The sequence below is a fragment of the Pararhizobium sp. LjRoot235 genome, from assembly GCF_964254145.1.
Classification (GTDB): domain Bacteria; phylum Pseudomonadota; class Alphaproteobacteria; order Rhizobiales; family Rhizobiaceae; genus Pararhizobium.
This window is the reverse complement of the sequence record NZ_CAXUSP020000001.1, coordinates 574,374-597,949: the sequence shown is the minus strand read 5'-3', so window position 1 is coordinate 597,949 and position 23,576 is coordinate 574,374. Positions and strand designations below refer to the sequence as shown.

The following is a 23,576-nucleotide window of genomic DNA, read 5'->3' as shown; positions in this document are numbered from 1 at the left end:
TCCGTCCGCCTCCTGACTTGTTAACGCTGCCGGCTTTCAGTCCCGGTCGACCTGGCTGGCACCGGCGCCGGAAGCGCCGCTGCCTTTCTTTGCGTGCAGGCAACCGGGCCGCTGCAATCGCAGGCCCGATCACATCGCCGTGTCTCAGCCCTTGAGGACTTCGACCAGCGTCTTGCCGAGGCGCGCCGGCGACGGCGACACGCGGATGCCGGCCGATTCCATCGCAGCGATCTTGTCTTCAGCACCACCCTTGCCGCCGGAAATGACCGCGCCGGCATGGCCCATGGTGCGACCTTCAGGCGCGGTGCGGCCGGCGATGAAGCCGACCATCGGTTTGCTTCGGCCGCGCTTGGCTTCGTCCTTGAGGAACTGGGCCGCATCTTCTTCGGCCGAGCCGCCGATTTCGCCGATCATGATGATCGACTTGGTCTCGTCGTCGGCGAGGAACATTTCCAGCACGTCGATGAACTCGGTGCCCTTGACCGGGTCGCCGCCGATGCCGACAGCCGTCGTCTGGCCGAGACCTTCGTTGGTGGTCTGGAACACGGCTTCATAGGTGAGCGTGCCGGAGCGCGAGAGAACGCCGACCGAACCCTTCTTGAAGATGTTACCCGGCATGATGCCGATCTTGCATTCGTTCGGCGTCAGAACGCCGGGGCAGTTCGGGCCGATCAGGCGGGACTTCGACTTGTCGAGACGGGCCTTGACCTTGACCATGTCGGCAACAGGAATGCCTTCGGTGATGCAGACGATCAGGCGGATTTCAGCCTCGATGGCCTCAATGATCGCAGCCGCGGCACCTGCCGGCGGAACGTAGATCACCGATGCATCGGCGCCGGTCATTTCCTTGCCTTGCGCCACGGTCGCGAAGATCGGCAGCTTTTCGCCCTTGGAACCTTCCCAGGTCTCGCCACCCTTCTTCGGGTTGATACCGCCGACCATCTTGGTGCCGTGGTAGGCGAGCGCCTGTTCGGTGTGGAAGGTGCCGGTCTTGCCGGTCAGACCCTGAACGAGGATTTTCGTGTCTTTGTTGATGAGAATGGACATCGGAATCAGGCACCTTTCACTGCAGCTACGATCTTCTGGGCGGCATCGTCCAGATCGTCGGCGGAAATGACGTTCAGCCCGCTCTCGTTGATGATCTTCTTGCCGAGTTCGACATTGGTACCTTCGAGGCGCACGACGAGCGGAACCTGAAGACCGACTTCCTTGACAGCCGCGATCACGCCTTCGGCGATGACGTCGCACTTCATGATGCCGCCGAAGATGTTGACGAGGATGCCCTTCACGGCGGGATCGGCGGTGATGATCTTGAAGGCATGGGTCACCTTCTCCTTCGAAGCGCCACCGCCGACATCGAGGAAGTTCGCCGGCTCTGCGCCATAGAGCTTGATGATGTCCATGGTTGCCATGGCAAGGCCGGCACCATTGACCATGCAGCCGATATTGCCGTCGAGGGCAACGTAAGCCAGGTCGTACTTGGAGGCCTCGATTTCCTTGGCGTCTTCCTCGGTCTGGTCGCGGAGCGCTACGACGTCCTCATGGCGGAACAGCGCGTTGCCGTCGAACGAGACCTTGGCGTCGAGAACGCGCATGCGGCCGTTCTTCATGACGATCAGCGGGTTGATCTCGAGCAGGCTCATGTCCTTCTCGACGAAGGCCTTGTAGAGGATCGGGAAAAGCTTTTCGGCATCCGCCTTGGCTTCGCCTTCGAGCTCCAGGGCCGAGGTCAATGCAGCAAGGTTTTCAGCCGTGACGCCCTTTTCCGGGTCGATCGCGACGTTGATGATCTTTTCCGGCGTGTCATGCGCGACGGTCTCGATGTCCATGCCGCCTTCGGTGGAGACCACGAAGGAGACCTGGCCGACGGCGCGGTCGACGAGGATCGACAGGTACAGTTCGCGCTCGATGTCGGCGCCGTCCTCGATATAGAGGCGGTTGACCTGCTTGCCGGCTTCGCCGGTCTGCTTCGTCACCAGCGTATGCCCAAGCATTTCCTTGGCGTGGGCCTTGGCTTCCTCAATCGAGAAGGCGAGACGAACGCCGCCCTTCGCATCGGGTCCAAGTTCCTTGAACTTGCCCTTGCCGCGGCCGCCCGCGTGGATCTGGCTCTTGACGACATAGAGCGGGCCCGGAAGTGACTTTGCAGCCGCTTCGGCTTCATCGGCCGAGAAGATGGCAACACCTTCCGCGACCGGTGCGCCAAAGCTCTTCAGCAGGGCCTTGGCCTGATATTCATGAATGTTCATCGGAAATTTCCTGTTTGGGGCCGAACGGCAATGGCTTCAGGGCCATTATTTCAGGCTTGGAGCAATGGTGATGCAGGCTTCGCAAAGACCTGCGACCGAAGCGACCGACTTGTCGAAGGCTTCCTGCTCGGCCTTGTTGAACTCGACTTCGATGATGCGCTCGACGCCACCGGCACCGATGATCGTCGGAACGCCGACATACATGTCTTTCACGCCATACTGACCGGTGAGGTGCGCTGCGCAGGGCAGAACGCGCTTCTTGTCCTTGAGGAAGGATTCCGCCATTTCGATCGCCGACGCTGCCGGGGCGTAATAGGCCGAACCGGTCTTCAGGAGGCCGACGATTTCAGCACCGCCGTCGCGGGTGCGCTGGATGATTTCCTCGAGGCGATCCTTGGTGACCCAGCCCATTTTGACGAGATCGGTCAGCGGAATGCCGCCGACGGTCGAGTAGCGGGCGAGCGGCACCATCGTGTCGCCATGGCCGCCGAGCACGAAGGCGGTGACGTCCTGGACGGAAACATTGAATTCCTGGGACAGGAACAGGCGGAAGCGCGAACTATCGAGCACGCCGGCCATGCCGACGACCATGTTCTTCGGCAGGCCCGAGAACTTCTGCAGCGCCCAGACCATGGCGTCGAGCGGGTTGGTGATGCAGATGACGAAGGCGTTCGGGGCATATTTCTTGATGCCGGCGCCGACCTGTTCCATGACCTTGAGGTTGATGCCGAGCAGGTCGTCGCGGCTCATGCCGGGCTTGCGGGCAACGCCGGCGGTGACGATGCACACATCGGCGCCTTCGATGGCGGAATAATCGCTGGCACCGGTCAGATTGGCGTTGAAGCCTTCGACGGGAGAGGACTGGGCGATATCAAGGCCCTTGCCCTGCGGGATGCCGTCAGCGATGTCGAACAGGACGATGTCGCCGAGTTCCTTCAGGCCGGCGAGATGCGCCAGCGTGCCACCAATCATTCCAGAACCAATAAGTGCGATCTTGTTGCGCGCCATGAAAGTGCTTCCCTCTTGCGATCCAAATCTGACAAGGCCTGACGTGGCGCCGAAGACGCGAGCTGTGGCAAACCTTTCGGCGCAAGGAATTAACCTTCAAAATCTAAAATATCAACCGATACTTTTGGGTGGAACAAATTCAATCGGTTAGATCATAAATTTCTTACGTAAACGTAAGAAATTTCATCGAGAAATTGTCACGAAGCCACTGTTTCCGTACGATGATTTCGCGCATAGTCCTCGCTCTGCATCTCGATCAGGCGCGAGACCGTGCGGTCGAATTCGAAGCCCTCCGTGCCTTTTTTGGCCGTCAGAAGCTCGATCGGCATGGAGGCCGCCGTCGCAAATAGCCGGGCGCCGTGATCGTAGATCGTATCGATCAGCATGATGAAACGCTTGGTCTCGTTGCGGCGCTCCGGCCCAAGATGCGGGATATGATCGACGAAGATCGTCCGGTAATGCGAGAGGATGGCGAGAAAATCGGCGGCGCCCAGCGGCCGCTCGCAGAGGTCCGAAAAGGAAAATCGGGCGCAGCCGTTGGCCGCCGCCGGAACCTTGATCTTCCTGCCCTTGTGCGCAATCTCCGCGGCCGCAACCGAAAGCCCGGCCGTCGCATGGATCCAGGCCCGGTCGAGCGCGGCATCCGCGGCAGGCCCCATCGGCGACAGCCAGACCGGCAGGCCCTCCATCTTCGCCAGGCGATAATCCGTCCCGGCATCCAGCGGCATGATCTCTGTATTGGCTTTCAGGAGGTCGATGAAGGGAAGGAACAACCCGCGGTTCAGGCCGTCCATGTAGAGATTGCCCGGCTCGACATTGGAGGTGGCGACAAGCACGCAGCCCTTGGCGAACAACGCACCGAACAGCCGCGACAGGATCATCGCATCGGCAATATCGGTGACCGAAAACTCATCGAAGCAGAGAAGCCGCGCTTCGGCAAAAATCTCCGAGGCCACAGGCGGCATCGGATCGGCCTGGCGCGTTTCGCCATTCTTCAGCTTCTGCCGGTGCTTGAAGATGCGCTCGTGCACATCGGCCATGAACTCATGGAAATGCGCCCGCCGCTTGCGCTGGATCGGCACCGTTTCGAAGAACAGGTCCATCAGCATGGTCTTGCCGCGGCCGACACCGCCATGGAGATAGAGACCCTTGAGCGGCGGGTGCTCATGCTTGCGCGAGGCAAACAGCCAGCCGAGCGCATTCGACTTGCGCTCCGCGCGGTTTCCGGCAAGCTCCATCAGCAGGTGATCGAAACGCCTGGCGATACCAAGCTGGGCCGGATCGCGACGCACTGTACCGGCGGCGATCATGGCCTCGAGTTTTCGCGAAATGCTGTCTTCGGGATTTGGCACGCGCTTGACCGGTTGGTGCATTTCCGGGAAAGCGTGAAACGATTTTCCGTCCGGAAATGCGTGAAAACAAAGAGATAGAGCGCTTTCGTGACTCGGAGAAAAGCGGAAACGCTCCACAGGCTGGCGAACAAGAAAAAGCCCGGCGTCTGCCGGGCTTTTGATTAACGGCTGAGGCTGACCGGCTGGCCGCTGTTGGTCGAGCCATCAAACCGCGCATCGGCGGTCTTGAACAGGCGGGCCAGCGGATTGCCGTTGCGATCCTTCAAGACGACCTGCTTGCCGGCCACTTCCCATGAGCCCATCTGGGTCAGTTCACCGGCGCAACCGCGCGTGCCGCCGCGCGAGCCGCTGCCGAGATTGGTGAGCGTCAGGAACATGTCGCAGGAACTGCCGCCATTCGCGACGCGCCAGTTGCCGACCATCGATTCCTTGGTGACATCGAGCGCACTGGTGGCCGCCGCGACGTCAACCCCGGCCGGCTGCTGCACGCCACCGACCGTCGCGGTGCCGCTGACCGGTGCTGCCGGGAACTGCGAGGTATCGGTCGTCGCCGGAGCGTCGAGCTGGCCGGAAGACACGCTCGGTACGGGCTGCGCCTGCAACGGGGCTGGCGACATGCTGTTTCCGCCGAAATCGCTCATGGACGTCCTCTGACATCCAGAAAGCGCCAGCACTACGGCCAGTCCCGCCACCGCATGTATTGTCCGCATATTCCTGCTCCCGATCATCTCTGCCACCGCGTTATCGACTGACATATAGGCGGAATTACCTTAAAACCATCTTTCAATTCAAGAGAACGGCAATTCTTTGACGCCTGTGGCATGATTGAAACGGTTGCATCCGTTGCGTCGTGAGGTTGTCGGACGGTGTGAAGGCACTATTGTCGCTTGAATTTTCCCAACGATGCGTTCCGCCACGGCGCAAAAACCAGCCGCGAAGACGCCTACTCTGCCCCTCACCCTAACCTCTCCCCGCAAGCTGGGAGAGGGGCTGTTCGGCTTCTGGAAATCGGCGGGTGCGGCGGGCACCTTCTCCCCGTCAAAACGGGGAGAAGGTGCCCGCCCTTCTTCTCAAACAAAGAAGGGCGGGGACAGTACAACGACGCAAGAGGCTCCGGACTCGGGTGCTAGAGCGCCAGTCCGTCAAACCCGCCGCTCGACCATCATCTTCTTGATCTCGCCGATCGCCTTGGCCGGGTTCAGGCCCTTGGGACAGGTCTGGGCGCAGTTCATGATGGTGTGGCAGCGATAGAGGCGGAACGGGTCTTCGAGATCGTCGAGGCGCTCGCCCTTGGCCTCGTCTCTGCTATCGATCAGCCAGCGATAGGCCTGCAAGAGCACGGCCGGGCCGAGATAGCGGTCGCCGTTCCACCAGTAGCTCGGGCAGGAGGCGGAACAGCAGGCGCAGAGGATGCATTCGTAGAGGCCGTCGAGCTTCTGGCGATCCTCGTGGCTCTGCTTCCATTCCTTGGCCGGCGTCGGCGAAACGGTCTTGAGCCACGGCTCGATCGAGCGATGCTGGGCGTAAAAATTGGTGAGGTCCGGCACTAGGTCCTTGACGACGGGCATATGCGGCAGCGGATAGACCTTCACCGTGCCCTTCACCTCGTCCATGCCCTTGGTGCAGGCAAGCGTGTTGGTTCCGTCGATGTTCATGGCGCAGGAGCCGCAGATGCCTTCGCGGCACGAGCGGCGTAGCGTCAGCGTCGGGTCGATCTTGTTCTTGATGTAGAGCAGCGCATCGAGAACCATCGGGCCGCAATCGTCGACATCGATGTAGAACGTGTCGATCGACGGGTTCTTGCCGTCGTCCGGGCTCCAGCGATAGACGCGCAATTCGCGGGTGTTCTTGGCCCCGGCCGGCTTCGGCCAGACCTTGCCTTCAGTCATCTGCGAATTCTTGGGGAGAGCGAGTTCAACCATGTTTCATTCTCCTCAATACACACGTGCCTTCGGCTCGATCTTGTACGGATCGATGCCGGGCTGCAGAAGTTCCGTGTGAACCGGACGGTAGTCGAGCCTCACCTCGCCCGCCTCGTTCACCCAGGACAGCGTATGCTTGCGCCAATTGACGTCGTCGCGGCCGGCGAAAGGACCGGTGGCATAGTCTTCGCGGGCGTGGCTGCCGCGGCTTTCCTTGCGGGCCTCGGCGCCGTAGACCGTGGTGATGGCGTTGGCCATCAGGTTTTCCAGCTCCAGCGTTTCGACGAGATCGGAGTTCCAGATCATCGAGCGGTCGGTGACCTTGAGATCCGGCAGTTCCTGCCAGATCGCGCTCATGCGCTTGCAGCCCGATTCCAGCGATTCCTGCGTGCGGAAGACCGCGGCGTCTTCCTGCATGGTGCGCTGCATCTTTTCGCGCAGCACGGCAGTCGGCGTTCCGCCATCGGCATGACGCAGCCTGTCGAAGCGCGTCATGATCTTTTCGGAAGCCTTCTCGTTGATCGCCGGGATCGAAGAGGCACGGTCGATCACTTCGCCGGCGCGGATGGCAGCGGCACGGCCAAAGACTACAAGGTCGATCAGCGAGTTGGAACCCAGGCGGTTAGCGCCATGCACCGAGGCGCAGCCGGCTTCGCCGACGGCCATCAATCCGGGAATGATCCGCTCCGGATTGGCGCTGTCGGCGTTCAGCACTTCGCCCCAGTAATTGGTCGGAATGCCGCCCATGTTGTAGTGAACGGTCGGAAGGACCGGGATCGGCTCGCGGGTGACATCGACGCCGGCGAAGATCTTGGCGCTCTCGGAAATACCCGGCAGGCGCTCGTGCAGCACGGCCGGATCGAGATGGTCGAGATGCAGGTAGATATGATCCTTGTTCTTGCCGACGCCGCGGCCTTCGCGGATTTCCAGCGTCATGCAGCGCGAGACCACGTCGCGCGAGGCAAGATCCTTGGCCGATGGGGCATAACGCTCCATGAAGCGCTCGCCTTCCGAATTGACGAGATAGCCGCCTTCGCCGCGCGCGCCCTCGGTGATCAGACAGCCGGCGCCGTAGATGCCGGTCGGATGGAACTGCACGAATTCCATATCCTGCAGCGGCAGGCCGGCGCGCGCGATCATGCCGCCGCCATCGCCGGTGCAGGTATGGGCGGAGGTTGCCGAGAAATAAGCGCGGCCGTAGCCGCCGGTCGCCAGCACCACCATCTTGGCAGCGAAGCGATGGATCGTGCCGTCATCGAGGTTCCAGGCAACGACGCCGGTGCAACGGCTGCCGTCGTCGGACATGATCAGGTCGAGGGCGAAATATTCGATGAAGAATTCGGCGTTGTGCTTCAGCGACTGGCCGTAGAGCGTGTGCAGGATGGCGTGACCGGTACGGTCCGCGGCGGCACAGGTGCGCTGCACCGGCGGGCCTTCGCCGTAGTTCTGCATATGGCCGCCGAACGGACGCTGGTAGATCTTGCCTTCGGCATTGCGCGAGAAGGGCACGCCGTAATGCTCAAGCTCATAGACCGCCTTCGGCGCTTCCATGGCGAGATACTGCATGGCATCGACGTCGCCGAGCCAGTCGGAGCCCTTGACGGTGTCGTAGAGGTGCCATTGCCAGCTGTCCGGCGTCATGTTCTGCAGCGAGGCCGCGATGCCGCCCTGCGCTGCGACCGTGTGGGAGCGCGTCGGGAATACCTTGGTGATGCAGGCCGTCTTGAAACCCTGTTCGGCCATGCCGAGTGTGGCGCGAAGACCGGCGCCACCGGCGCCGACAACGATCACGTCATAGGCATGGTCGACATAAGTATAGGCTCTGCCGTTGATAACGGGCGACATATTGGGTGCCATTTTGAATTACCCTGCAAACGCGATCTTCAGGATGGCGAAAAGACAGAGCCCGCCAACTGCGACCGCAAAAAACGTATTGAGCATGAGAAGCCCGATCTTGGTGCCCTCACCGTGCACATAATCCTCGATGATGACCTGCATGCCGATCTTCATGTGGGTGAAGCCGGAGATGACCATGAGCCCCATGATGACCGCGGCGAAGGGGTTCGACAGGGCAGCAACGACATCCGCATGCGGCGCGCCGGCATATCTGATCAGGAACAGGACGAAGAAGATGATCAGCGGCACGTTGGCGACCGCCGTTAGCCGCTGGCGCCAGAAATGATCGGTGCCTTCCTTGGCCGAACCGAGACCGCGAACCTTGCCGAGAGGCGTGCGCATATCCATGAAAATTCTCCTCTCAGCGAACCGCGTAACCGACGATCCAGATCGCAAGCGTCAAGACGACCGAAGCGATCAGATTGGCGATCGCAAGCTTGGTCGCAAAATGTTTCTCGTAACCGTAGCCGAGATCCCAGATGAAATGACGGATGCCGCCGAACAGGTGATGCACCAGGGCCCAGGTATAGCAGAACAGGATAAGCTGGCCGATGAGGGTGCCGAAGGCCCACATGACCCAGTCGTAATAAGCCGGGCCGGTGGCGGCGGCGATCAGCCACCAGGCGACGAGAATGGTACCGAAATAGAGGGCGCTACCGGTGATGCGGTGCACGATCGACATGATCATGGTCGGAATTGGCTTGTAAATTTGCAAGTGCGGCGAGAGCGGCCGGCTTTTGGTGACATTCGTCATCGGAACCCCACGGAACAACCGGACGGACGCCCAAAAACTGGACTATTTTCATCCGGTATTGCACATGATTGTGCACAATTCAGTCAGTCGACGTTTAATCACCATATTGATTAACGACAAGTGTGTTTGCGGTGCAAAATCATTTTAATCGATTAGACGAAAACGGACGCCGTAGCGAATCGAAAGGGCTACCGCGTTAACGATAGACCGTGAAAAATCAACGCATTCCCGTGACTTTTGCCGGCATTTGCCGCACATTGCCTGTTAAGGATTTGTTAAGTGTTACGCGGAGAGGCTGCCCGAAATGCGTCCAAACAAGCTGTCGAATGCGACGAAAGTCCTGATCGCGGTCTTTGCGGTGGGCTTCTTGTTTACCGATATTGCCGAAGCGCGCGACCGTTACGGCGAGCGGCATTTCACCCGCCGTCATCATCATGAGCGCCTCGACCGGGAAGTGCTTTCCGGCATCAATGTCGATAGCCGCCTTGATCGCCGCCACCACCGCAACGTGCGTCTTGCCGGCCTGAACGCCAACCGACGCTATTTCGAGCGCCGTTACGGTTCCTATCGCCGCCCCGGCCAACGGATTATCATACGCGAATATCCTGACCAGCGCGTGAACTATCGGCAATCCGCCTATGGCGGCGGCGATTTTCCCTCCGAGACCCTTGGCGGTACCTATTTCGGCGGACTGTCGGCCTGGACCGACCCGGGCAACGGCACCTATTTCTACTCCGAACGTGGCGGCTATGGCTATTACGGCGGCAATACCGACGCAGATTATCGCGTCCCCCGCGCCAAGATCATCCGCGTGACCCCATCGACCGCCGGCCGCGCCTGCTCCTGGGAAGCCGGCGTCTGCGTCATCCGCCGCTGACGCCCCGCCGTTTGCGCGCCAAAGTGACGCCAAGTACGCGATAGTCTTGAGAATACCCTCTGTCACTTCCTGACCTCTCGTCTCAAGGGAGATCGAAGGCGATTGCGACAAGCTCCTCTTCTCCCCGGCGGGTGGAGAGGGAGAAAGCCGCAGGAATTATCCGATAAAACGCCAGACCGTGGTCTTCTTGACCTCGCTATCCTCCAGCGCCCGGGTGACCGGAACCTGATAGGTCGCAAGCATCTGCATCCGCTCGCGCGGGCAATAGGCGCGGCCGGGATCGCCGACGAGAACTGCGGCGCCCTCCCCTGCCAAGGTGGTAAACCATGGGACGATCCGGTCGGCAAAAGCCTTGTCGTAGAAGACATCGCCGGCAAGATAGACGTCGCCGCGACGCTGATTGCCGATGATGTCGGCTGCGGTGAAAGCGATCTCGACGCCGTTGAGGGCTGAATTCAGCCGGATCGCGGTTTCCGTCCAGGGATCGATATCGACGGCAAGCACGAAAGCCGCTCCGGCCTTCATCGCCGCGATCGCCACCAGCCCCGAACCTGAGGCAAAATCGATGACCCGCTTGCCATTGACGAGTTCGGGATGATCGAGAATATGCCGCGCCAGCCCTTGCCCGCCCGCCCAGGCAAAGGCCCAGAACGGCGGCGGCAGCCCGATTTCTTCCAGTTCCTCCTCCGTCTTCAGCCAGAGATCATGCGCTTCGCTGGCCAGATTGAGCCGGATTTCCGGCACATGCGGCGGCGGCATGACATCGGTATTGGCACTGATGAAGGTTTCGGGATCGGTTTTCACGGCTGGGATGCTTCCGATTGATAGGCCCATGGCATGAAGGCCCCTCATCCGCCCTTCGGGCACCTTCTCCCCGTCACAACGGGGAGAAGGAACAGGCGGCAATCTCGGGGGCAGTCCCCTCTCCCCGCTTGCGGGGAGAGGGTTAGGGTGAGGGGCAATCACCAAGGAGCAGGCGATCCATCAGCCTCAAACACAAATCAGCGCGGCGGATTGTCGAGGCCGCCGAGACGGCAGATCTCGAGATATTCCTCGTCTGTCACCGGCTGCACGGAAAGCCGCATCGAGGTGACGAGCGCCATCTTCTCGAATTTCGGGTTTGCCTTGATCTCCTTCAGCGAGACGGGCTTCGGCAGGTCGCAGACCGCGCGAATATCAACGCAGTCCCACCGGGCATCGCCCTCGGCAGTCGAATCCGGATGCGACAGGGCGCAGACCTCCGTAATGCCGACGATCTCGAGACCTTCATTGGAGTGGTAGAAGAACCCCTTGTCGCCGAGCTGCATGGCCCGCATGTTGTTGCGCGCCAGATAGTTACGCACGCCAGTCCATTCCGTGCCCTTGTCGCCGGCGTCCTTCTGCATAGCCCAAGACCACTTGGAGGGTTCCGACTTGTAAAGCCAGTGCGCCATCTTACGCCTCCGGCTTGTTGAAAACCCAGTTCCAGGGCTTGATGTCAACATGGGCAAAGAGGCCTGCCTTGGCGTAGGGATCAGCGGCCGCGATTGAGCGCGCGTCCTCGATCGTCTCCGCCTTGATGACGACCAGGCTGCCATTCGGCTTGCCGGCCTCGTCGAGGAACGGCCCGGCGAAGGCCAGCCCGCCCTTGGCATTGAGATCGTCGAGAAAGACGATGTGTTCCGGACGCGTATCCATCCGCACTTGCAGGACGTTCGGCTTGTCGGTGCACAAAACGGCAAACAGCATGGTATTCTCCTTGATTGGCTTTATTCCTGCGTGATCGGGCGGGACATCAGCTGCTCCAGCGCCGTCTTCACATCCATCTTTCCATCGATGATCGCCGCCACCGCCTCGGTGATCGGCATATCGACGCCGAGCTCGCGGGCAACATCTGCTGCTACGGAGGCCGCGAACGCGCCCTCGACCAGTTCGCCCGCCTGCCCCTTGGCACTGCCGCTCGCGCCGAGCGCAATGCCATAACGAAGATTGCGCGACTGGTGGCTGGTCGCCGTCAGCACGAGGTCGCCGAGACCGGACAGGCCGCGTACCGTATCGGCCTCGCCGCCGCGCACTGCCACAAACCGCGACATTTCCGCGAGACCGCGCGAGATCAGCGCCGCGCGGGCGGAATCGCCGAGCCCCGCGCCTTCGACGATGCCGCAGGCGATCGCCAGCACATTCTTCAAGGCGCCGCCAAGCTGCACGCCGATCCGGTCGGCGGACGGGTAGAGGCGGAACGTCGCGCCGGACAGCGTCTCGGCAAGCTGGGCCGCCCGCTCGATGCTGCTCGCCGCGATCACCATCGCCGTCGGCAGGCCCTTGGCGATGTCGGCGGCAAAACCGGGGCCGGAGAGCACGGCGACGTTCTGCAGATGCAGTTCTTCCTCGACGACATCGGTCAGCAGGCGGCCGCTCATACGCTCCATGCCCTTGGCGCAGATGACGACATCCGCACCCTTGCCGATGAACCCGCGCAGCGAGCGCGCCGCCTCGCGCTGCGCCTGCGACGGCATGGCAAAGAGCACGATACCGGCCCCCTCCAGAACCACCGGATCGTCGGAAACGGTCAGCGTTTCCGGCAGGTCGATGCCCGGCAGGGCGCTGTCGTTACGGCCGGTTTCCTTGAAATCCGCGACGATGCTCTCGCGGCGGGTGAGCAGCGTCACTGGCGCCTTGCCCAATGCGGCGGCAACGGCGGCGAGCGCCGTGCCGAAAGCGCCGGAGCCGACGACGACGACTCGATCTGTCTGGACGACGGCTTCAGTCATTATGCCTTCGCTCCCCGTTTGCCGAAACCGATCAGGGTTTTCGCGTCGGCATCGAGCGGCCAGCGCGAACGCGGCGAGACGTCGAGCGCATCGGCTGGCAACCCCGCGGCCATCCGCTCGGCCCCGGCCCAGGCGATCATTGCCGCATTGTCGGTGCACAGCTGCAGCGGCGGCGCAACAAAGCGGAAACCGCTCTTGTCACACAGCTCCTGCAGCGTCGCCCGCAGCGTCTGGTTGGCCGCGACACCGCCGGCAACGACCAGCGCTGGATTGTCGACGGTCGCCGCAAACTCACCCTTGAAGCGCGCCAGACCCCGGCCGATGCGATCCTTCAGCGTCCGCGAAATCGCCTTCTGGAAGGAGGCGCAGATATCGGCAATGTCCTGCTCGGTCACCGGCTGGATCGACTGCGCCGCCTGGCGCACGGCCGTTTTCAGACCGGAGAAGGAGAAATCGAGGCGCGCCTCGCCGACCAGCGGGCGCGGGAAGGAGAAGCGATCCGGATTGCCGCTTTTTGCCGCATGCTCGACGGCCGGCCCTCCCGGATAGGGGAGCCCCAGCAGTTTCGCCGTCTTGTCGAAGGCTTCGCCCAGCGCATCATCGATCGTCGTGCCCCAGCGCTCGTAGGCACCAACGTCCTTCACCAGAATAAGCTGCGTATGGCCACCGGAAACCAGCAGCATCAGATAGGGGAAGGCAAGCCCATCCGTCAGCCGAGCCGTCAGCGCATGGCCTTCCAGATGATTGACCGCATAGAGCGGTTTGCCGGAAGCCCGCGCGATCGCCTTGCCGGTCATCAGCCCGACGAGCAAGCCGCCGATCAGGCCCGGCCCGCTGGTAGCTGCAATCGCGTCGATATCGGCAAGCGTCACGCCGGCGCGCAACAGCGCCTCCTCGACCAGCGTATCCAGCGCCTCGACATGGGCGCGTGCGGCGATTTCGGGCACGACGCCGCCATAGACGCTGTGTTCTTCGAGCTGGCTCAGTACCACGTCGCCGAGGATCTCGCCGTGGCCTTCAGCATCGCGCAGCACGACGGCAGCAGCGGTCTCGTCGCAGCTTGTTTCGATACCGAGGATGCGCAAAGGCGAGGACATTGGCCATTACTCAAATATTGCGGTCACGGGGAAAGGCGGATACACGGAACTCCGGTAACAACGGATCGCAGTGGATGCAAACAAAACCTTTTCGGATCGGCACGCGCGGTAGTCCCCTGGCGCTGGCGCAGGCCCATGAAACGCGGGATCGCCTGATGGCCGCGCACGGCTTGCCGTCCGAAATGTTCGAGATCGTCGTGCTGTCGACCATGGGCGACCGCATCACCGACCGCTCGCTTGTAGCGATCGGCGGCAAGGGGCTTTTCACCCAGGAACTGGAGGACATGCTTCTCTCCGGCGGCCTCGATTTCGCCGTGCACTCCTCCAAGGACATGCCGACGAAGCTGCCGGACGGATTGTTCCTCTCCGCCTACCTGCCGCGCGAGGATGCCCGCGACGCCTTCATCGGGCGCACCGCCGCAAAGCTCATGGACCTGCCGCAGGGCGCCACCATCGGCTCGTCGTCGCTCCGGCGCCAGGCGCTGATCCAACGGCTGCGGCCGGATATCAAGGTCATCACCTTTCGCGGACTGGTCGATACGCGCTTGAGGAAACTGGCGGAAGGCCAGGTCGATGCGACGCTGCTCGCCTTCGCCGGCCTGAAACGGCTCGGCAAGGACGACGTGCCGACGGAAATCCTCGATCCCGAAATTTTCCCTCCGGCACCGGCACAAGGCGCGATCTGCGTCGAAAGCCGCATTGGCGACGGCCGTGTCAACGGCCTTCTCGACGCGATCAACGACGTCAGGACACATCAGGCGGTCACCTGTGAACGGGCATTCCTCTCGACGCTCGATGGCTCCTGCCGCACACCGATCGCCGGCTATGCCGTATCGGACGGCGAAACAATCCGCTTCTCCGGCATGATCCTGACGCCGGACGGCAGCCAGCATTTCCGGGTAACGACCGAAGGCAAGGCCTCGGATGCCGAGCAATTGGGCGCAAAGGCCGGCGAGGATATCCGTCTCGAGGCCGGACCGGACTTCTTCTCGAGCTGGACCTGAACCCATGCGCGTCCTTGTCACCCGGCCGCAACCTTCAGCGACGGCAACGGCGGCAAGGCTGGAAGCGCTGGGCCATGAAGCCATCGTCCTGCCGATGATGGAAGCCATCCACCGGCCACAGGCGGCGCTGGATATCCTGGCGCTTCCCCATGCGGCGATTACCGTCACAAGCGCGGAAGCAATCCGTGCGCTGTCTGCCATCAAAAACCAATTGGCACCGCACTTGCAGACGCCCGTCTTCTGCGTTGGCACGGCAACGGCCGAAGCGACAAAGGCATTGGGTTTCCAATCTGTTATCGCCGGCCCCGGGACAGGCTTGGGGCTTGCCCAGCAGATTGCCGACACGGCGAAGAGCCTTGACGACGGCCTTGTCTATCTGGCCGGCCTGCCGCGATCGCCTGGTTTCGAAACGGCGCTGCGGCAGGCGGGAATCCGCTGCCGCGTCGCGGACGTCTATCGCATGTCTCCCATCGCCCATGCGCCGGAAACCATCGAAAACCTGCTTTCATCGCGCAAACCGGAGGCTGTTCTCTTTTACTCCCACGAAACCGCCCGGCATTTCTTCGCTCTGAATGCCATGGCGGCGAAGACCGCGTTTCACGACATGCGGCTGCTCTGCCTGAGCGAACATGTCGCGGACGCCGTACCACGGGGGATCGGGCATATAGCCACGGCGGCCCAGCCCAACGAAAAAAGTCTTTTCGCGCTGCTTTGACCGGCGCTTCGCGGGCACCTGGCTCCTTTGTCCATCAGCAGCCGGGCAAGGAATTGTCGCTGGGGGGCTTTCCCTCTTCCCGCTCGGTGTCTAGGTTTAACGCAGTGCCTTAAGTTCATGTGATAACGGGAAGAGATCATCATGGGACCGGAAAATCCTCCGCGCCGCTCGAAGTCCGATCAGGAGCCGGTGACGATCGAACTGGAAGCCAATGCGGCGCCAGAGGACGATACGAAAACCGCCGATGCCGCCTCTGAAGGCGAAGCCGTCGTCGACGACGCGGCGGATATCCGGGCGGGCGAAGCGGACGAAACCGTCCGCGCCGACATTCCCGAGCCGACGGACATTCCGGAACCGAACACCGGCGACAGTTCCAAATCGGATGAAGAGGATGCACGCGCGGAAGCGGCGGCAGCCGTCTTCGCAGAGGAACCGACCTCCGCCGCCACGGCGGCGGAACAGCCGGCCGGCCCAATCCACGCCGAACCGCGCCGCACTTCGAATTCCGGTGCGCTTGCCGCCGGCATTCTCGGCGGCCTGATCACCCTTCTCGGCGCCGGCGGCCTGCAATATGCCGGCTTCCTGCCCGCACTCGGTCCCGGCGGGGGGGAGACTGCGGTCGAACAGAGTATTGCCAGCGATGTCGAAGCGATCAAGGCGCAGCTCGCGGCAGCCCCCTCAGCCTCGGCAACCGTCGATCTCGGCCCGCTGGAAGCCCGCATCGCCGAGCTGGAAAAGAAGACAGCCGAAACCGGCAACGGTGCAACAACCGATCTCTCCGGCCTCAATGCCCAGCTCACCAACCTCACCGGCGAGATCGCGACGCTGAAATCGGCTCTTGCCGATGCTCAACAATCGACGGAAGCGGCGAAATCCGAGCTTTCGACCCGCATCGAGGCGGCGGAGAAGAAGATCGAAGAGCCGGCGAGCGACGTGCAGCTGGCCCGCGCCGTGGCTGTCACGGCCCTGAAGACGGCGATCGACCGCGGCGGGCCGTTCCTTGCCGAACTCGACGCCCTGAAGAGCATCGCCGCCACCGATCCGGCCGTGGCCGGCCTTGCCGGCGACGCGGCACTCGGCGTTTCGCCGCGCGCCGATCTCATGCGCGACTTTCCGGCAACCGCCGATGCGATGCTCGAGGCCACGCAGCACAGCGACCCGAACCAGGGCATTTTTTCCCGGCTGATGGACAGCGCCTCGTCCGCCATCCGCATCCGCCCCGTCGGCAATGTCGAGGGAGACGGGCCTGAAGCGGTCATCGCCCGCATCGAGGACAAGCTGACGAATGGCGACCTGAAGGGCGCGAGCCTGGAATGGCAGGCACTGCCTGAACCGGCGAAAACCGCCGGTGCCGCGTTCAAGACCAAACTCGACCAGCGCATCCGCGTCGAAGGGCTGATCGACGCGGCGGTTGCAGGTGCCATGACGGCCAACCAGGGCTAAGGAAGAGTTCATGATCCGTATACTGTTCTACGTCCTCATCGTTCTTGCCCTCGGCGCCGGCTTTGCCTGGCTGGCCGACCGTCCCGGCGAATTGTCGCTGATCTGGCAGGGGAGCCGCGTCGAAATGAGCCTGATGGTGGCGGCAACACTGCTCGCCTCGCTGATCTCGGCCATCCTGATCGTCGTCTGGCTCGTCCGCGTCGTCTGGCTCTCTCCCCACTCGATCTCCCGCTATTTCCGCGCTCGCAAACGCGACCGCGGCTATCAGGCACTGTCCACCGGCCTGATAGCCGCCGGCGCCGGCGACAGCGCCCTTGCCCGCAAGATGACGGTGCGCACGCGCGGCCTCCTGAGTTCCGACCAGGAGCCGCTGATCCACCTGTTGGAAGCGCAAACGGCGCTGATCGAAGGCAAATACGACGACGCCCGCAAGAAATTCGAACTGATGGCCGACGATCCGGAAACCCGCGAACTCGGTCTGCGCGGCCTCTATCTCGAAGCCAAGCGGCTGGGCGCCAACGAGGCGGCGCGGCAATATGCCGAGCGCGCCGCCGACAAGGCGCCGCATCTTCCCTGGGCAACGCTGGCAGCCCTCGATTATCGCAGCCAGACCGGCCAGTGGGACGAAGCCATCCGGCTTCTCGACCAGAGCCGCGCCAGCCACGTCATCGACCGCAGGCAAGCCGACCGCAAGAAGGCTGTGCTTCTGACAGCCCGCGCCACGGAAAAGCTGGAGGCCGATCCGAAAGGCGCCCGCGACGATGCGCTGGCCGCCCTGAAGCTCGCCGACGATCTGGTGCCGGCCGGCCTCATCGCCGCCAAGGCGCTGTTTCGCGAAGACAATCTGCGCAAGGCAGCATCGATCCTGGAAAAGCTCTGGAAACAGGAACCGCACCCCGAAGTCGCCAGGCTCTACGTCCGCGCCCGCAGCGGCGATTCGGCGCTCGACCGGCTGAAACGGGCGAGCAAGCTGGAGGCGCTCAGGCCGAACAATGCGGTTGCTCTCGCCGCCGTTGCCGAAAGCGCGCTGGAAGCCCGCGAACTGTCCCAGGCGCGCTCGAAGGCGGAAGCCGCCGCCCGCATCCAGCCGAACGAGGGCATCTTCCTGCTGCTTGCCGATATCGAGGAAGCCGATACCGGCGATGACGGCCGCATTCGCCACTGGATGAACCAGGCGCTGAAAAGCCCGCGCGATCCCGCCTGGACCGCCGACGGCGTCACCTCGCCGGAATGGCTGCCGGTCTCGCCCGTCAGCGGCCGTCTCGACGCCTTCGAATGGAAGCAGCCGGTCGGACAGGTTGCCGGCCCGGTCGAAGAGGGCACGCTGGAAGCGGCCGATGCGGCGATCCGCAGCCTGCCGCCGGTCGCCATCGCCCACCAACGCCCCGAACCGGAGCCGCAGCCCGAGCGAGCCGAGACACCGGCCAAGCCGGTCGCCGAAATCCCGGAGAAAACCGAGGAGGTTGTCGTCAAGTCCATCGCCGTGCCGGTACCGAGCGAATCGGTGATCGTGCCGCAGCCCGTGAAGGTCGAAAAGAAGCCGACAACCGTCAAGACCGAAGAGCCCGTCGTGGAACCCTTCTTCGGACGTCCGCCGGATGACCCGGGCGTGCGCGACGACAGCAACAAGCCGCTGGCAAAGACCAGCTTCCGTCTGTTTTGAGACGAACCCGATTTTTGACGGAAACGCATGTTTGACAGATTTCGAACTTTCCTCGACAGCCTGACCGGACACGGCCATGCCTCATCGATCCAGCCCGGCGATCCGCGCATCGCCATCGTGGCGCTCTGCTTTCAGGTGATGGAGGCCGATGGCCACATCCACGAGAAGGAGCGCAAAAAGGCGCGCGCGATGATCAAGGATCACTACAAGCTGGACGATGCGGCGCTCAGCGCCCTGATTGCCGCCGGTGAGACGGCCGAAAGCGAGGCCATCGACTATTTCCGCTTCACATCCGACATCAAACGGCATTTTTCCGAGGAACAACGGATCGACCTCATCGGCATGTTGTGGGAGATTGTCTATGCCGACGGCAAACGCAGCGAAATAGAGGACCATGTGATCTGGCGCATCGCCGATCTTCTCGGCGTTTCCGGCAGGGATAGGATCATCAAGCGGCAGGAGGTGGCCGCCAAATTCAAGATCGCGGAGGAGGTAACCGCGCAACAGGAAAAGTGAGATGCTTTTCGACGACCGCACGTTCTACACGCGCACGACCGGCAAGCCGGTTCTGATCATCCTGCATCAGGAACGCTCCAGCCCCGGACGGGTCGGACATTTGCTGTTGGAAAAAGGCTTAAGCCTCGACATCCGGCGCCCGGTGCTGGGCGATCCGCTTCCTGCAACGCTCGAGGAGCATGCCGGCGCCGTTGTCTTCGGCGGACCGATGAGCGCCAATGACAACGAGGCGTTCATCCGCCGCGAGATCGACTGGCTTTCCGTGCCGCTCACGGAAAACAAACCGTTCCTCGGTATCTGCCTCGGCGCCCAGATGCTGGTCCGCCATCTCGGTGGCGCGGTTGGGCCTCACCACGAAGGCATGACGGAAATCGGCTGGTATCCGCTGGAAGCGACCGAAAAGGGCCGCGCGCTGATGGAATGGCCGTCGATGGTCTACCAGTTCCACCGGGAGGGGTTCGATCTGCCAGCCGGCGCCGAACTGCTCGCCTCCGGCAGCACCTATCCCAACCAGGCCTTCCGCTATGGCGAAAACGCCTGGGGCATCCAGTTTCACGGCGAGCTGACACGGGTGATGATGCATCGATGGGTCGTGCACGGCGCGCACCGCTTTGAACTGCCCGGCGCGCAGGTCGGCCGCGCGCATCTGGATGGCCGGATGGACCACGACGCACCGCTACGTGACTGGATGGACCGGTTCCTCTCCCACATTTTCCAGCGCCGGGGCGAGACCAAAGCGGCCTGATCGATCAGACTTTCGGCTTGGGCGCTTCGAGCGAATCGATCCTGCGCAATTGCGGGAAGCCGAGCGCCCAGATGATGGCGACGGCAAGCGTGCCGATACCGCCGACCACCACGGCTGGAACCGCGCCGATGATATGTGCCATCGTCCCCGCCCGGAACTCGCCAAGCTCGTTGGAGGCGCCGACGAACACCATGTTGACGGCATTCACGCGGCCACGCACGGCATCCGGTGTCCAGAGCGCAATCAGCGTCTCGCGCACATAGACCGAGATCATGTCCGCCCCGCCCATCAGCATCAGCGAGGCGATCGACAGCCAGGCGATCTCCGACAGACCGAAGATGACCGTACCGATGCCGAACAGCGCGACGCCGGCAAACATCAGCACGCCGGCATTGTGGCGAATCGGATAGGCCGCGAGCGTGATGGCGACGAGAATGGCGCCAATACCGGGCGCTGCCCTCAGCAGCCCGAGCCCGAGCGGACCGAGCACCAGGATTTCGCTGGCAAAGACCGGCATCAGCGCGACGGCGCCGCCCAGAAGCACGGCGAAGAGATCGAGCGAAATCGCGCCCAGCACGACCTTTTCCGTGCGGATGAATTTGAAACCGGCAAGAACGGACGTCCAGTCGCGCGGCTCGCTGAGGCTGTGCTGCGCCGGTTTTTCGATCATGAAGACGAGGATTGCCGCCAGAACGAGGAAGGCGAGCGCCACGGAATAGGCAACGATGGCGCTGACGCCGTAGAGCAGACCGCCGGCGACCGGGCCGAGGATGGCAGCGGTCTGCCAGGAGGACGAGTTCCAGGCGATCGCATTGGACAGGTCATGGGCGGGGACGAGATTGGGCGCGAGCGACTGCACCGCCGGCGCCATGAAGGCGCGCTCGATGCCGAAGACGACCAGGATGGCGAAGACCGGCCAGGGCGAGAACGCATCGGCGATCGTCAGGCCCAGCAGTGCGGCTGCGCAAAGGGCGCTGACGATCATGCAGATCGAGACGATCGCCCGCCGGCTGTGGCGGTCCGCCACCGACCCGGTCACCAGGATGAGCAGCAGCGACGGCAGGAATTGGAAGAGGCCGATCAGGCCGAGATAGAGCGTGTTCTGCGTCTGCGCATACATCTGCCAGCCGACCGAGACGCTGACGATCTGGATGGCGAAGGATGCGAGAAAGCGGGCGAAGAAGAAACGGGCGTAGGAGACATGCCGGAACGCGGCGAACCGGTCTGCACCGTCTATGGCGGACATGCGGTGATCTTTCCGATGACGGCCGGATAAAAGCCCTGCCGTATTAAACATGTTTAGCCCCGCACGAAGCACGGACTTGCCGGTTTAGTCGTCAATGTCTACATGTCTGTCAACAACGAATTGGAGACCGGCATGCTTGCTGTCATTGCGACCCTGAATTTCATCATCAACATTGCGTGGTTCCTGGTCATCGCCTCGGCCATCTTTTCCTGGCTATACGCGTTCAACGTGATCAATGTGAACAACAACGCCATCAACATGATCGGCCGCTCGCTCTATCAGCTGACCGAGCCGCTCTATCGCCCGATCCGCCGCGTCCTGCCGGACATGGGCGGCGTCGATCTGTCACCGCTGGTGGTTTTGGTGGTCCTCTATTTCATCTGGTATTTCCTGAACACCACCGTAGCCACCGCCCTGCTCAGCTGAACCGGCCTTCTCGCAGGCAGCAAAAAACCTCCGGATCGGCGCGATCCGGAGGTTTTTTATTTGCCTACGCGAGCTTGTTCAGCCCGGCGATTACTTCGCCGTCTTGGCGCGCTCGATGGCTTCGACAATCAACTGCTTGGCGACCGTCGCATCCTTCCAGCCGAAGATCTTCACCCACTTGCCGGGTTCCAGATCCTTGTAATGCTCGAAGAAGTGCTCGATCTGCTGCAGGGTGATTTCCGGCAGGTCGGTATAGTCCTTCACCTTGTCGTAGCGCTTGGTGAGGTGATAGTTCGGCACGGCAATGACCTTTTCGTCCTTGCCGGAATTGTCTTCCATCATCATCACGCCGATCGGGCGGACATTGATGACGCAGCCCGGAACCAGCGGACGGGTCGAGGCGATCAGGACGTCGATCGGATCGCCGTCGTCGGACAGCGTATGCGGGACGAAGCCGTAATTGCCCGGATAGGTCATCGGCGTATAGAGGAACCGGTCGACCACCAGCGTACCGGCTTCCTTGTCCATCTCGTACTTGATCGGATGGCCGCCAACCGGGACCTCGACGATTACGTTGATATCTTCAGGCGGGTTCTTGCCGATCGAAATTGCATCAATACGCATGTTTTCTCCCAGGGGGCTGAGTTTGGCTGGCGAGTCCGATAAAGGGAAACCTGCCGCGGCGCAACATTACTTTCGTCATGACCGGAAAAATGCGACCTTTAGGCGAATAATCGCGGCTGCCGGAACGTTCCCGGTATGAGGAGCGCTCATGATATCGCATGCACGCACAATTTCGTTGATCCTTCTCCTGGCGCTGGCGCCCGCCGCCCGGGCCAATGACAGTACCTACACCGATCTGGACACCGACCACTGCAAGACGCTATCGCAGGAAGACGCCGAAGGCGGCGGCATTTCGCTGCAATGCAAGGGACTGACCGGCTACGCGGTCTACTTCAAGGAAGGCGACCTGCGGCAAAGCATCCTCTATGGCCCCGCCAGCGAGGCTTATATCGACGGCGCCTTCGAAAGCTTCGAGCCGTTCAATCACATCGGGCGAAAGATCGAATGGCGGCTCGGCCTGGACGGCAAGCCGGCGGCGACCATTCTCCGCTGGTTCGTCGAGAATATCGATCCGGCTACCGGCGAACCGTCGCCGAAGGTCGAAGGCCAAGTGCTCGTCGTGTCGAAAGTGGCAGGGCAAGACGGGATGGGCTGCGTCGTCGGTTATGTCGATGCGCTTGCCAATCCGGAGCCCAACGTGCTCGCCCGGCAGATCGCCGACACGAAGGCCGCGGGTTTCGCCTGTGGCGCGGATAAGGCCGACTTTCACGGCAATCGCGGGCCGACGTCAGCCGAACCCACGCACGTTTTTCCGGAGTAACGCGTTCAGTCCCAGATATAGCCGATCTTCTTGAGGCTCTTGCCGCCGAAATCTTCCAGGCCCTCGCAAATGTCACTGCCGCCGGCCATGCGGAAGAAACGGTCGGCATGATGGCTGTCTTCCAGGCACCAGACGACGAGACCCTGGCAGCCGAGGGATTTCAGCAGGCTCTTTGCCTCGCCGAACAGAATGCGGCCGAGCCCGATGCCCTGATATTCGGGGCGCAGGTAGATCTCATAGACCTCGCCTTCCTGGGGCAGGGCGCGGGCACGATTGAGACCGAGCGTCGCATAACCGGCAATCACGCCGGCCACCTCGATGACGAGGAGGGTGGAAGGGCCCCGCGTCGCCTTGCGCCACCACGTATGATCGCGCCGGTCGACCATCTGGTTCAGCGGCTTGTGCGGAATGAGCCCGCCATAGGCCTGAAGCCAGGAGACGCGGTGCACGTCCGAGATGGACATAGCATCCCTCGGTTCGCCTGGCCGCACCTCGATGGATAGTGTTTTCATGACGCAACTCTAGACCG

General features: G+C 62.3%; 26 protein-coding genes. 9 read left to right on the top strand and 17 right to left on the bottom strand.

Features of this window, described 5'->3' with window-relative positions:
* Window positions 1-144: 144 nt before the first annotated feature.
* The 9 genes from sucD to sdhC form a co-directional block, all read right to left on the bottom strand.
* On the bottom strand, window positions 145-1,047 hold the full coding sequence (gene sucD, locus ACSQ2Z_RS02835) for a succinate--CoA ligase subunit alpha (protein WP_436079817.1): 903 nt from the start codon (window positions 1,045-1,047) through the stop codon (window positions 145-147).
* Window positions 1,048-1,052: 5 nt separating this feature from the next.
* Window positions 1,053-2,249, bottom strand: a complete 1,197-nt coding sequence (gene sucC, locus ACSQ2Z_RS02830; protein ID WP_436079816.1) for an ADP-forming succinate--CoA ligase subunit beta — start codon at window positions 2,247-2,249, stop codon at window positions 1,053-1,055.
* Between the two features lie 45 nt (window positions 2,250-2,294).
* The gene (gene mdh / locus ACSQ2Z_RS02825) at window positions 2,295-3,257 is read right to left on the bottom strand and encodes a malate dehydrogenase (protein ID WP_436079815.1); all 963 of its coding nucleotides are present in this window, start codon (window positions 3,255-3,257) and stop codon (window positions 2,295-2,297) included.
* 197 nt (window positions 3,258-3,454) lie between these two features.
* The gene (gene zapE, locus ACSQ2Z_RS02820) at window positions 3,455-4,609 is read right to left on the bottom strand and encodes a cell division protein ZapE (protein ID WP_436079814.1); all 1,155 of its coding nucleotides are present in this window, start codon (window positions 4,607-4,609) and stop codon (window positions 3,455-3,457) included.
* 161 nt (window positions 4,610-4,770) lie between these two features.
* A complete protein-coding gene (locus ACSQ2Z_RS02815) occupies window positions 4,771-5,319 on the bottom strand; it encodes a protease inhibitor Inh/omp19 family protein (protein WP_436079813.1) in 549 nt (182 codons plus the stop codon).
* Window positions 5,320-5,751: 432 nt separating this feature from the next.
* Window positions 5,752-6,531, bottom strand: coding sequence for a succinate dehydrogenase iron-sulfur subunit (locus ACSQ2Z_RS02810; protein WP_436079812.1), 780 nt, complete (start codon window positions 6,529-6,531; stop codon window positions 5,752-5,754).
* A 12-nt stretch (window positions 6,532-6,543) separates the two neighbouring features.
* Entirely contained in the window at window positions 6,544-8,388 is a 1,845-nt protein-coding gene (gene sdhA, locus ACSQ2Z_RS02805; protein ID WP_436079811.1) for a succinate dehydrogenase flavoprotein subunit, read from the bottom strand.
* 6 nt (window positions 8,389-8,394) lie between these two features.
* Window positions 8,395-8,775: a succinate dehydrogenase, hydrophobic membrane anchor protein gene (gene sdhD / locus ACSQ2Z_RS02800; protein ID WP_436079810.1), complete on the bottom strand. Its 381-nt coding sequence runs from the start codon at window positions 8,773-8,775 to the stop codon at window positions 8,395-8,397.
* Window positions 8,776-8,788: 13 nt separating this feature from the next.
* A complete protein-coding gene (gene sdhC, locus ACSQ2Z_RS02795) occupies window positions 8,789-9,181 on the bottom strand; it encodes a succinate dehydrogenase, cytochrome b556 subunit (protein ID WP_436079809.1) in 393 nt (130 codons plus the stop codon).
* A gap of 304 nt (window positions 9,182-9,485) precedes the next feature.
* Between sdhC and ACSQ2Z_RS02790 the strand changes: the two genes are divergently transcribed.
* Window positions 9,486-10,058, top strand: coding sequence for a hypothetical protein (locus tag ACSQ2Z_RS02790; RefSeq protein ID WP_436079808.1), 573 nt, complete (start codon window positions 9,486-9,488; stop codon window positions 10,056-10,058).
* 156 nt (window positions 10,059-10,214) lie between these two features.
* On the opposite strand, the gene ACSQ2Z_RS02785 is transcribed toward ACSQ2Z_RS02790, so the two are convergent.
* From ACSQ2Z_RS02785 to tsaD, 5 genes are all read right to left on the bottom strand, one after another.
* Window positions 10,215-10,862: a class I SAM-dependent methyltransferase gene (locus ACSQ2Z_RS02785; protein WP_436079807.1), complete on the bottom strand. Its 648-nt coding sequence runs from the start codon at window positions 10,860-10,862 to the stop codon at window positions 10,215-10,217.
* Between the two features lie 197 nt (window positions 10,863-11,059).
* Entirely contained in the window at window positions 11,060-11,491 is a 432-nt protein-coding gene (locus ACSQ2Z_RS02780) for an EVE domain-containing protein (RefSeq protein ID WP_436079806.1), read from the bottom strand.
* A gap of 1 nt (window position 11,492) precedes the next feature.
* Entirely contained in the window at window positions 11,493-11,786 is a 294-nt protein-coding gene (locus ACSQ2Z_RS02775; RefSeq protein WP_436079805.1) for a YciI-like protein, read from the bottom strand.
* A 20-nt stretch (window positions 11,787-11,806) separates the two neighbouring features.
* On the bottom strand, window positions 11,807-12,808 hold the full coding sequence (locus ACSQ2Z_RS02770) for an NAD(P)H-dependent glycerol-3-phosphate dehydrogenase (protein WP_436079804.1): 1,002 nt from the start codon (window positions 12,806-12,808) through the stop codon (window positions 11,807-11,809).
* On the bottom strand, window positions 12,808-13,905 hold the full coding sequence (gene tsaD, locus ACSQ2Z_RS02765; protein ID WP_436079803.1) for a tRNA (adenosine(37)-N6)-threonylcarbamoyltransferase complex transferase subunit TsaD: 1,098 nt from the start codon (window positions 13,903-13,905) through the stop codon (window positions 12,808-12,810). The genes ACSQ2Z_RS02770 and tsaD overlap by 1 nt, the downstream gene beginning before the upstream one ends.
* Window positions 13,906-13,979: 74 nt before the next feature.
* Here tsaD and hemC point away from each other — a divergent pair, with 74 nt between their 5' ends.
* From hemC to ACSQ2Z_RS02735, 6 genes are all read left to right on the top strand, one after another.
* Window positions 13,980-14,909 (top strand): hydroxymethylbilane synthase, encoded by a 930-nt coding sequence (gene hemC / locus ACSQ2Z_RS02760; protein ID WP_436079802.1) that lies wholly within the window; start codon window positions 13,980-13,982, stop codon window positions 14,907-14,909.
* A 4-nt stretch (window positions 14,910-14,913) separates the two neighbouring features.
* Window positions 14,914-15,624: a uroporphyrinogen-III synthase gene (locus ACSQ2Z_RS02755; protein WP_436079801.1), complete on the top strand. Its 711-nt coding sequence runs from the start codon at window positions 14,914-14,916 to the stop codon at window positions 15,622-15,624.
* A 141-nt stretch (window positions 15,625-15,765) separates the two neighbouring features.
* Complete coding sequence (locus ACSQ2Z_RS02750) at window positions 15,766-17,067, top strand: COG4223 family protein (RefSeq protein ID WP_436079800.1); 1,302 nt, start codon at window positions 15,766-15,768, stop codon at window positions 17,065-17,067.
* A gap of 10 nt (window positions 17,068-17,077) precedes the next feature.
* Window positions 17,078-18,730: a heme biosynthesis HemY N-terminal domain-containing protein gene (locus ACSQ2Z_RS02745; protein ID WP_436079799.1), complete on the top strand. Its 1,653-nt coding sequence runs from the start codon at window positions 17,078-17,080 to the stop codon at window positions 18,728-18,730.
* A gap of 27 nt (window positions 18,731-18,757) precedes the next feature.
* Window positions 18,758-19,246, top strand: coding sequence for a TerB family tellurite resistance protein (locus ACSQ2Z_RS02740; RefSeq protein WP_436079798.1), 489 nt, complete (start codon window positions 18,758-18,760; stop codon window positions 19,244-19,246).
* Window position 19,247: 1 nt separating this feature from the next.
* A complete protein-coding gene (locus ACSQ2Z_RS02735; RefSeq protein WP_436079797.1) occupies window positions 19,248-19,991 on the top strand; it encodes a glutamine amidotransferase in 744 nt (247 codons plus the stop codon).
* 4 nt (window positions 19,992-19,995) lie between these two features.
* On the opposite strand, the gene ACSQ2Z_RS02730 is transcribed toward ACSQ2Z_RS02735, so the two are convergent.
* Complete coding sequence (locus tag ACSQ2Z_RS02730; RefSeq protein ID WP_436079796.1) at window positions 19,996-21,237, bottom strand: MFS transporter; 1,242 nt, start codon at window positions 21,235-21,237, stop codon at window positions 19,996-19,998.
* Window positions 21,238-21,369: 132 nt separating this feature from the next.
* Between ACSQ2Z_RS02730 and ACSQ2Z_RS02725 the strand changes: the two genes are divergently transcribed.
* The gene (locus tag ACSQ2Z_RS02725; RefSeq protein ID WP_436079795.1) at window positions 21,370-21,663 is read left to right on the top strand and encodes a YggT family protein; all 294 of its coding nucleotides are present in this window, start codon (window positions 21,370-21,372) and stop codon (window positions 21,661-21,663) included.
* 90 nt (window positions 21,664-21,753) lie between these two features.
* Here the strand turns inward: ACSQ2Z_RS02725 and ppa are convergent, their stop codons facing one another.
* Window positions 21,754-22,287, bottom strand: a complete 534-nt coding sequence (gene ppa / locus ACSQ2Z_RS02720; protein ID WP_037128288.1) for an inorganic diphosphatase — start codon at window positions 22,285-22,287, stop codon at window positions 21,754-21,756.
* Between the two features lie 148 nt (window positions 22,288-22,435).
* Between ppa and ACSQ2Z_RS02715 the strand changes: the two genes are divergently transcribed.
* Entirely contained in the window at window positions 22,436-23,047 is a 612-nt protein-coding gene (locus tag ACSQ2Z_RS02715; RefSeq protein WP_436079794.1) for a hypothetical protein, read from the top strand.
* A gap of 5 nt (window positions 23,048-23,052) precedes the next feature.
* Here the strand turns inward: ACSQ2Z_RS02715 and ACSQ2Z_RS02710 are convergent, their stop codons facing one another.
* A complete protein-coding gene (locus tag ACSQ2Z_RS02710; protein ID WP_436079793.1) occupies window positions 23,053-23,559 on the bottom strand; it encodes an N-acetyltransferase family protein in 507 nt (168 codons plus the stop codon).
* Window positions 23,560-23,576: the final 17 nt, after the last annotated feature.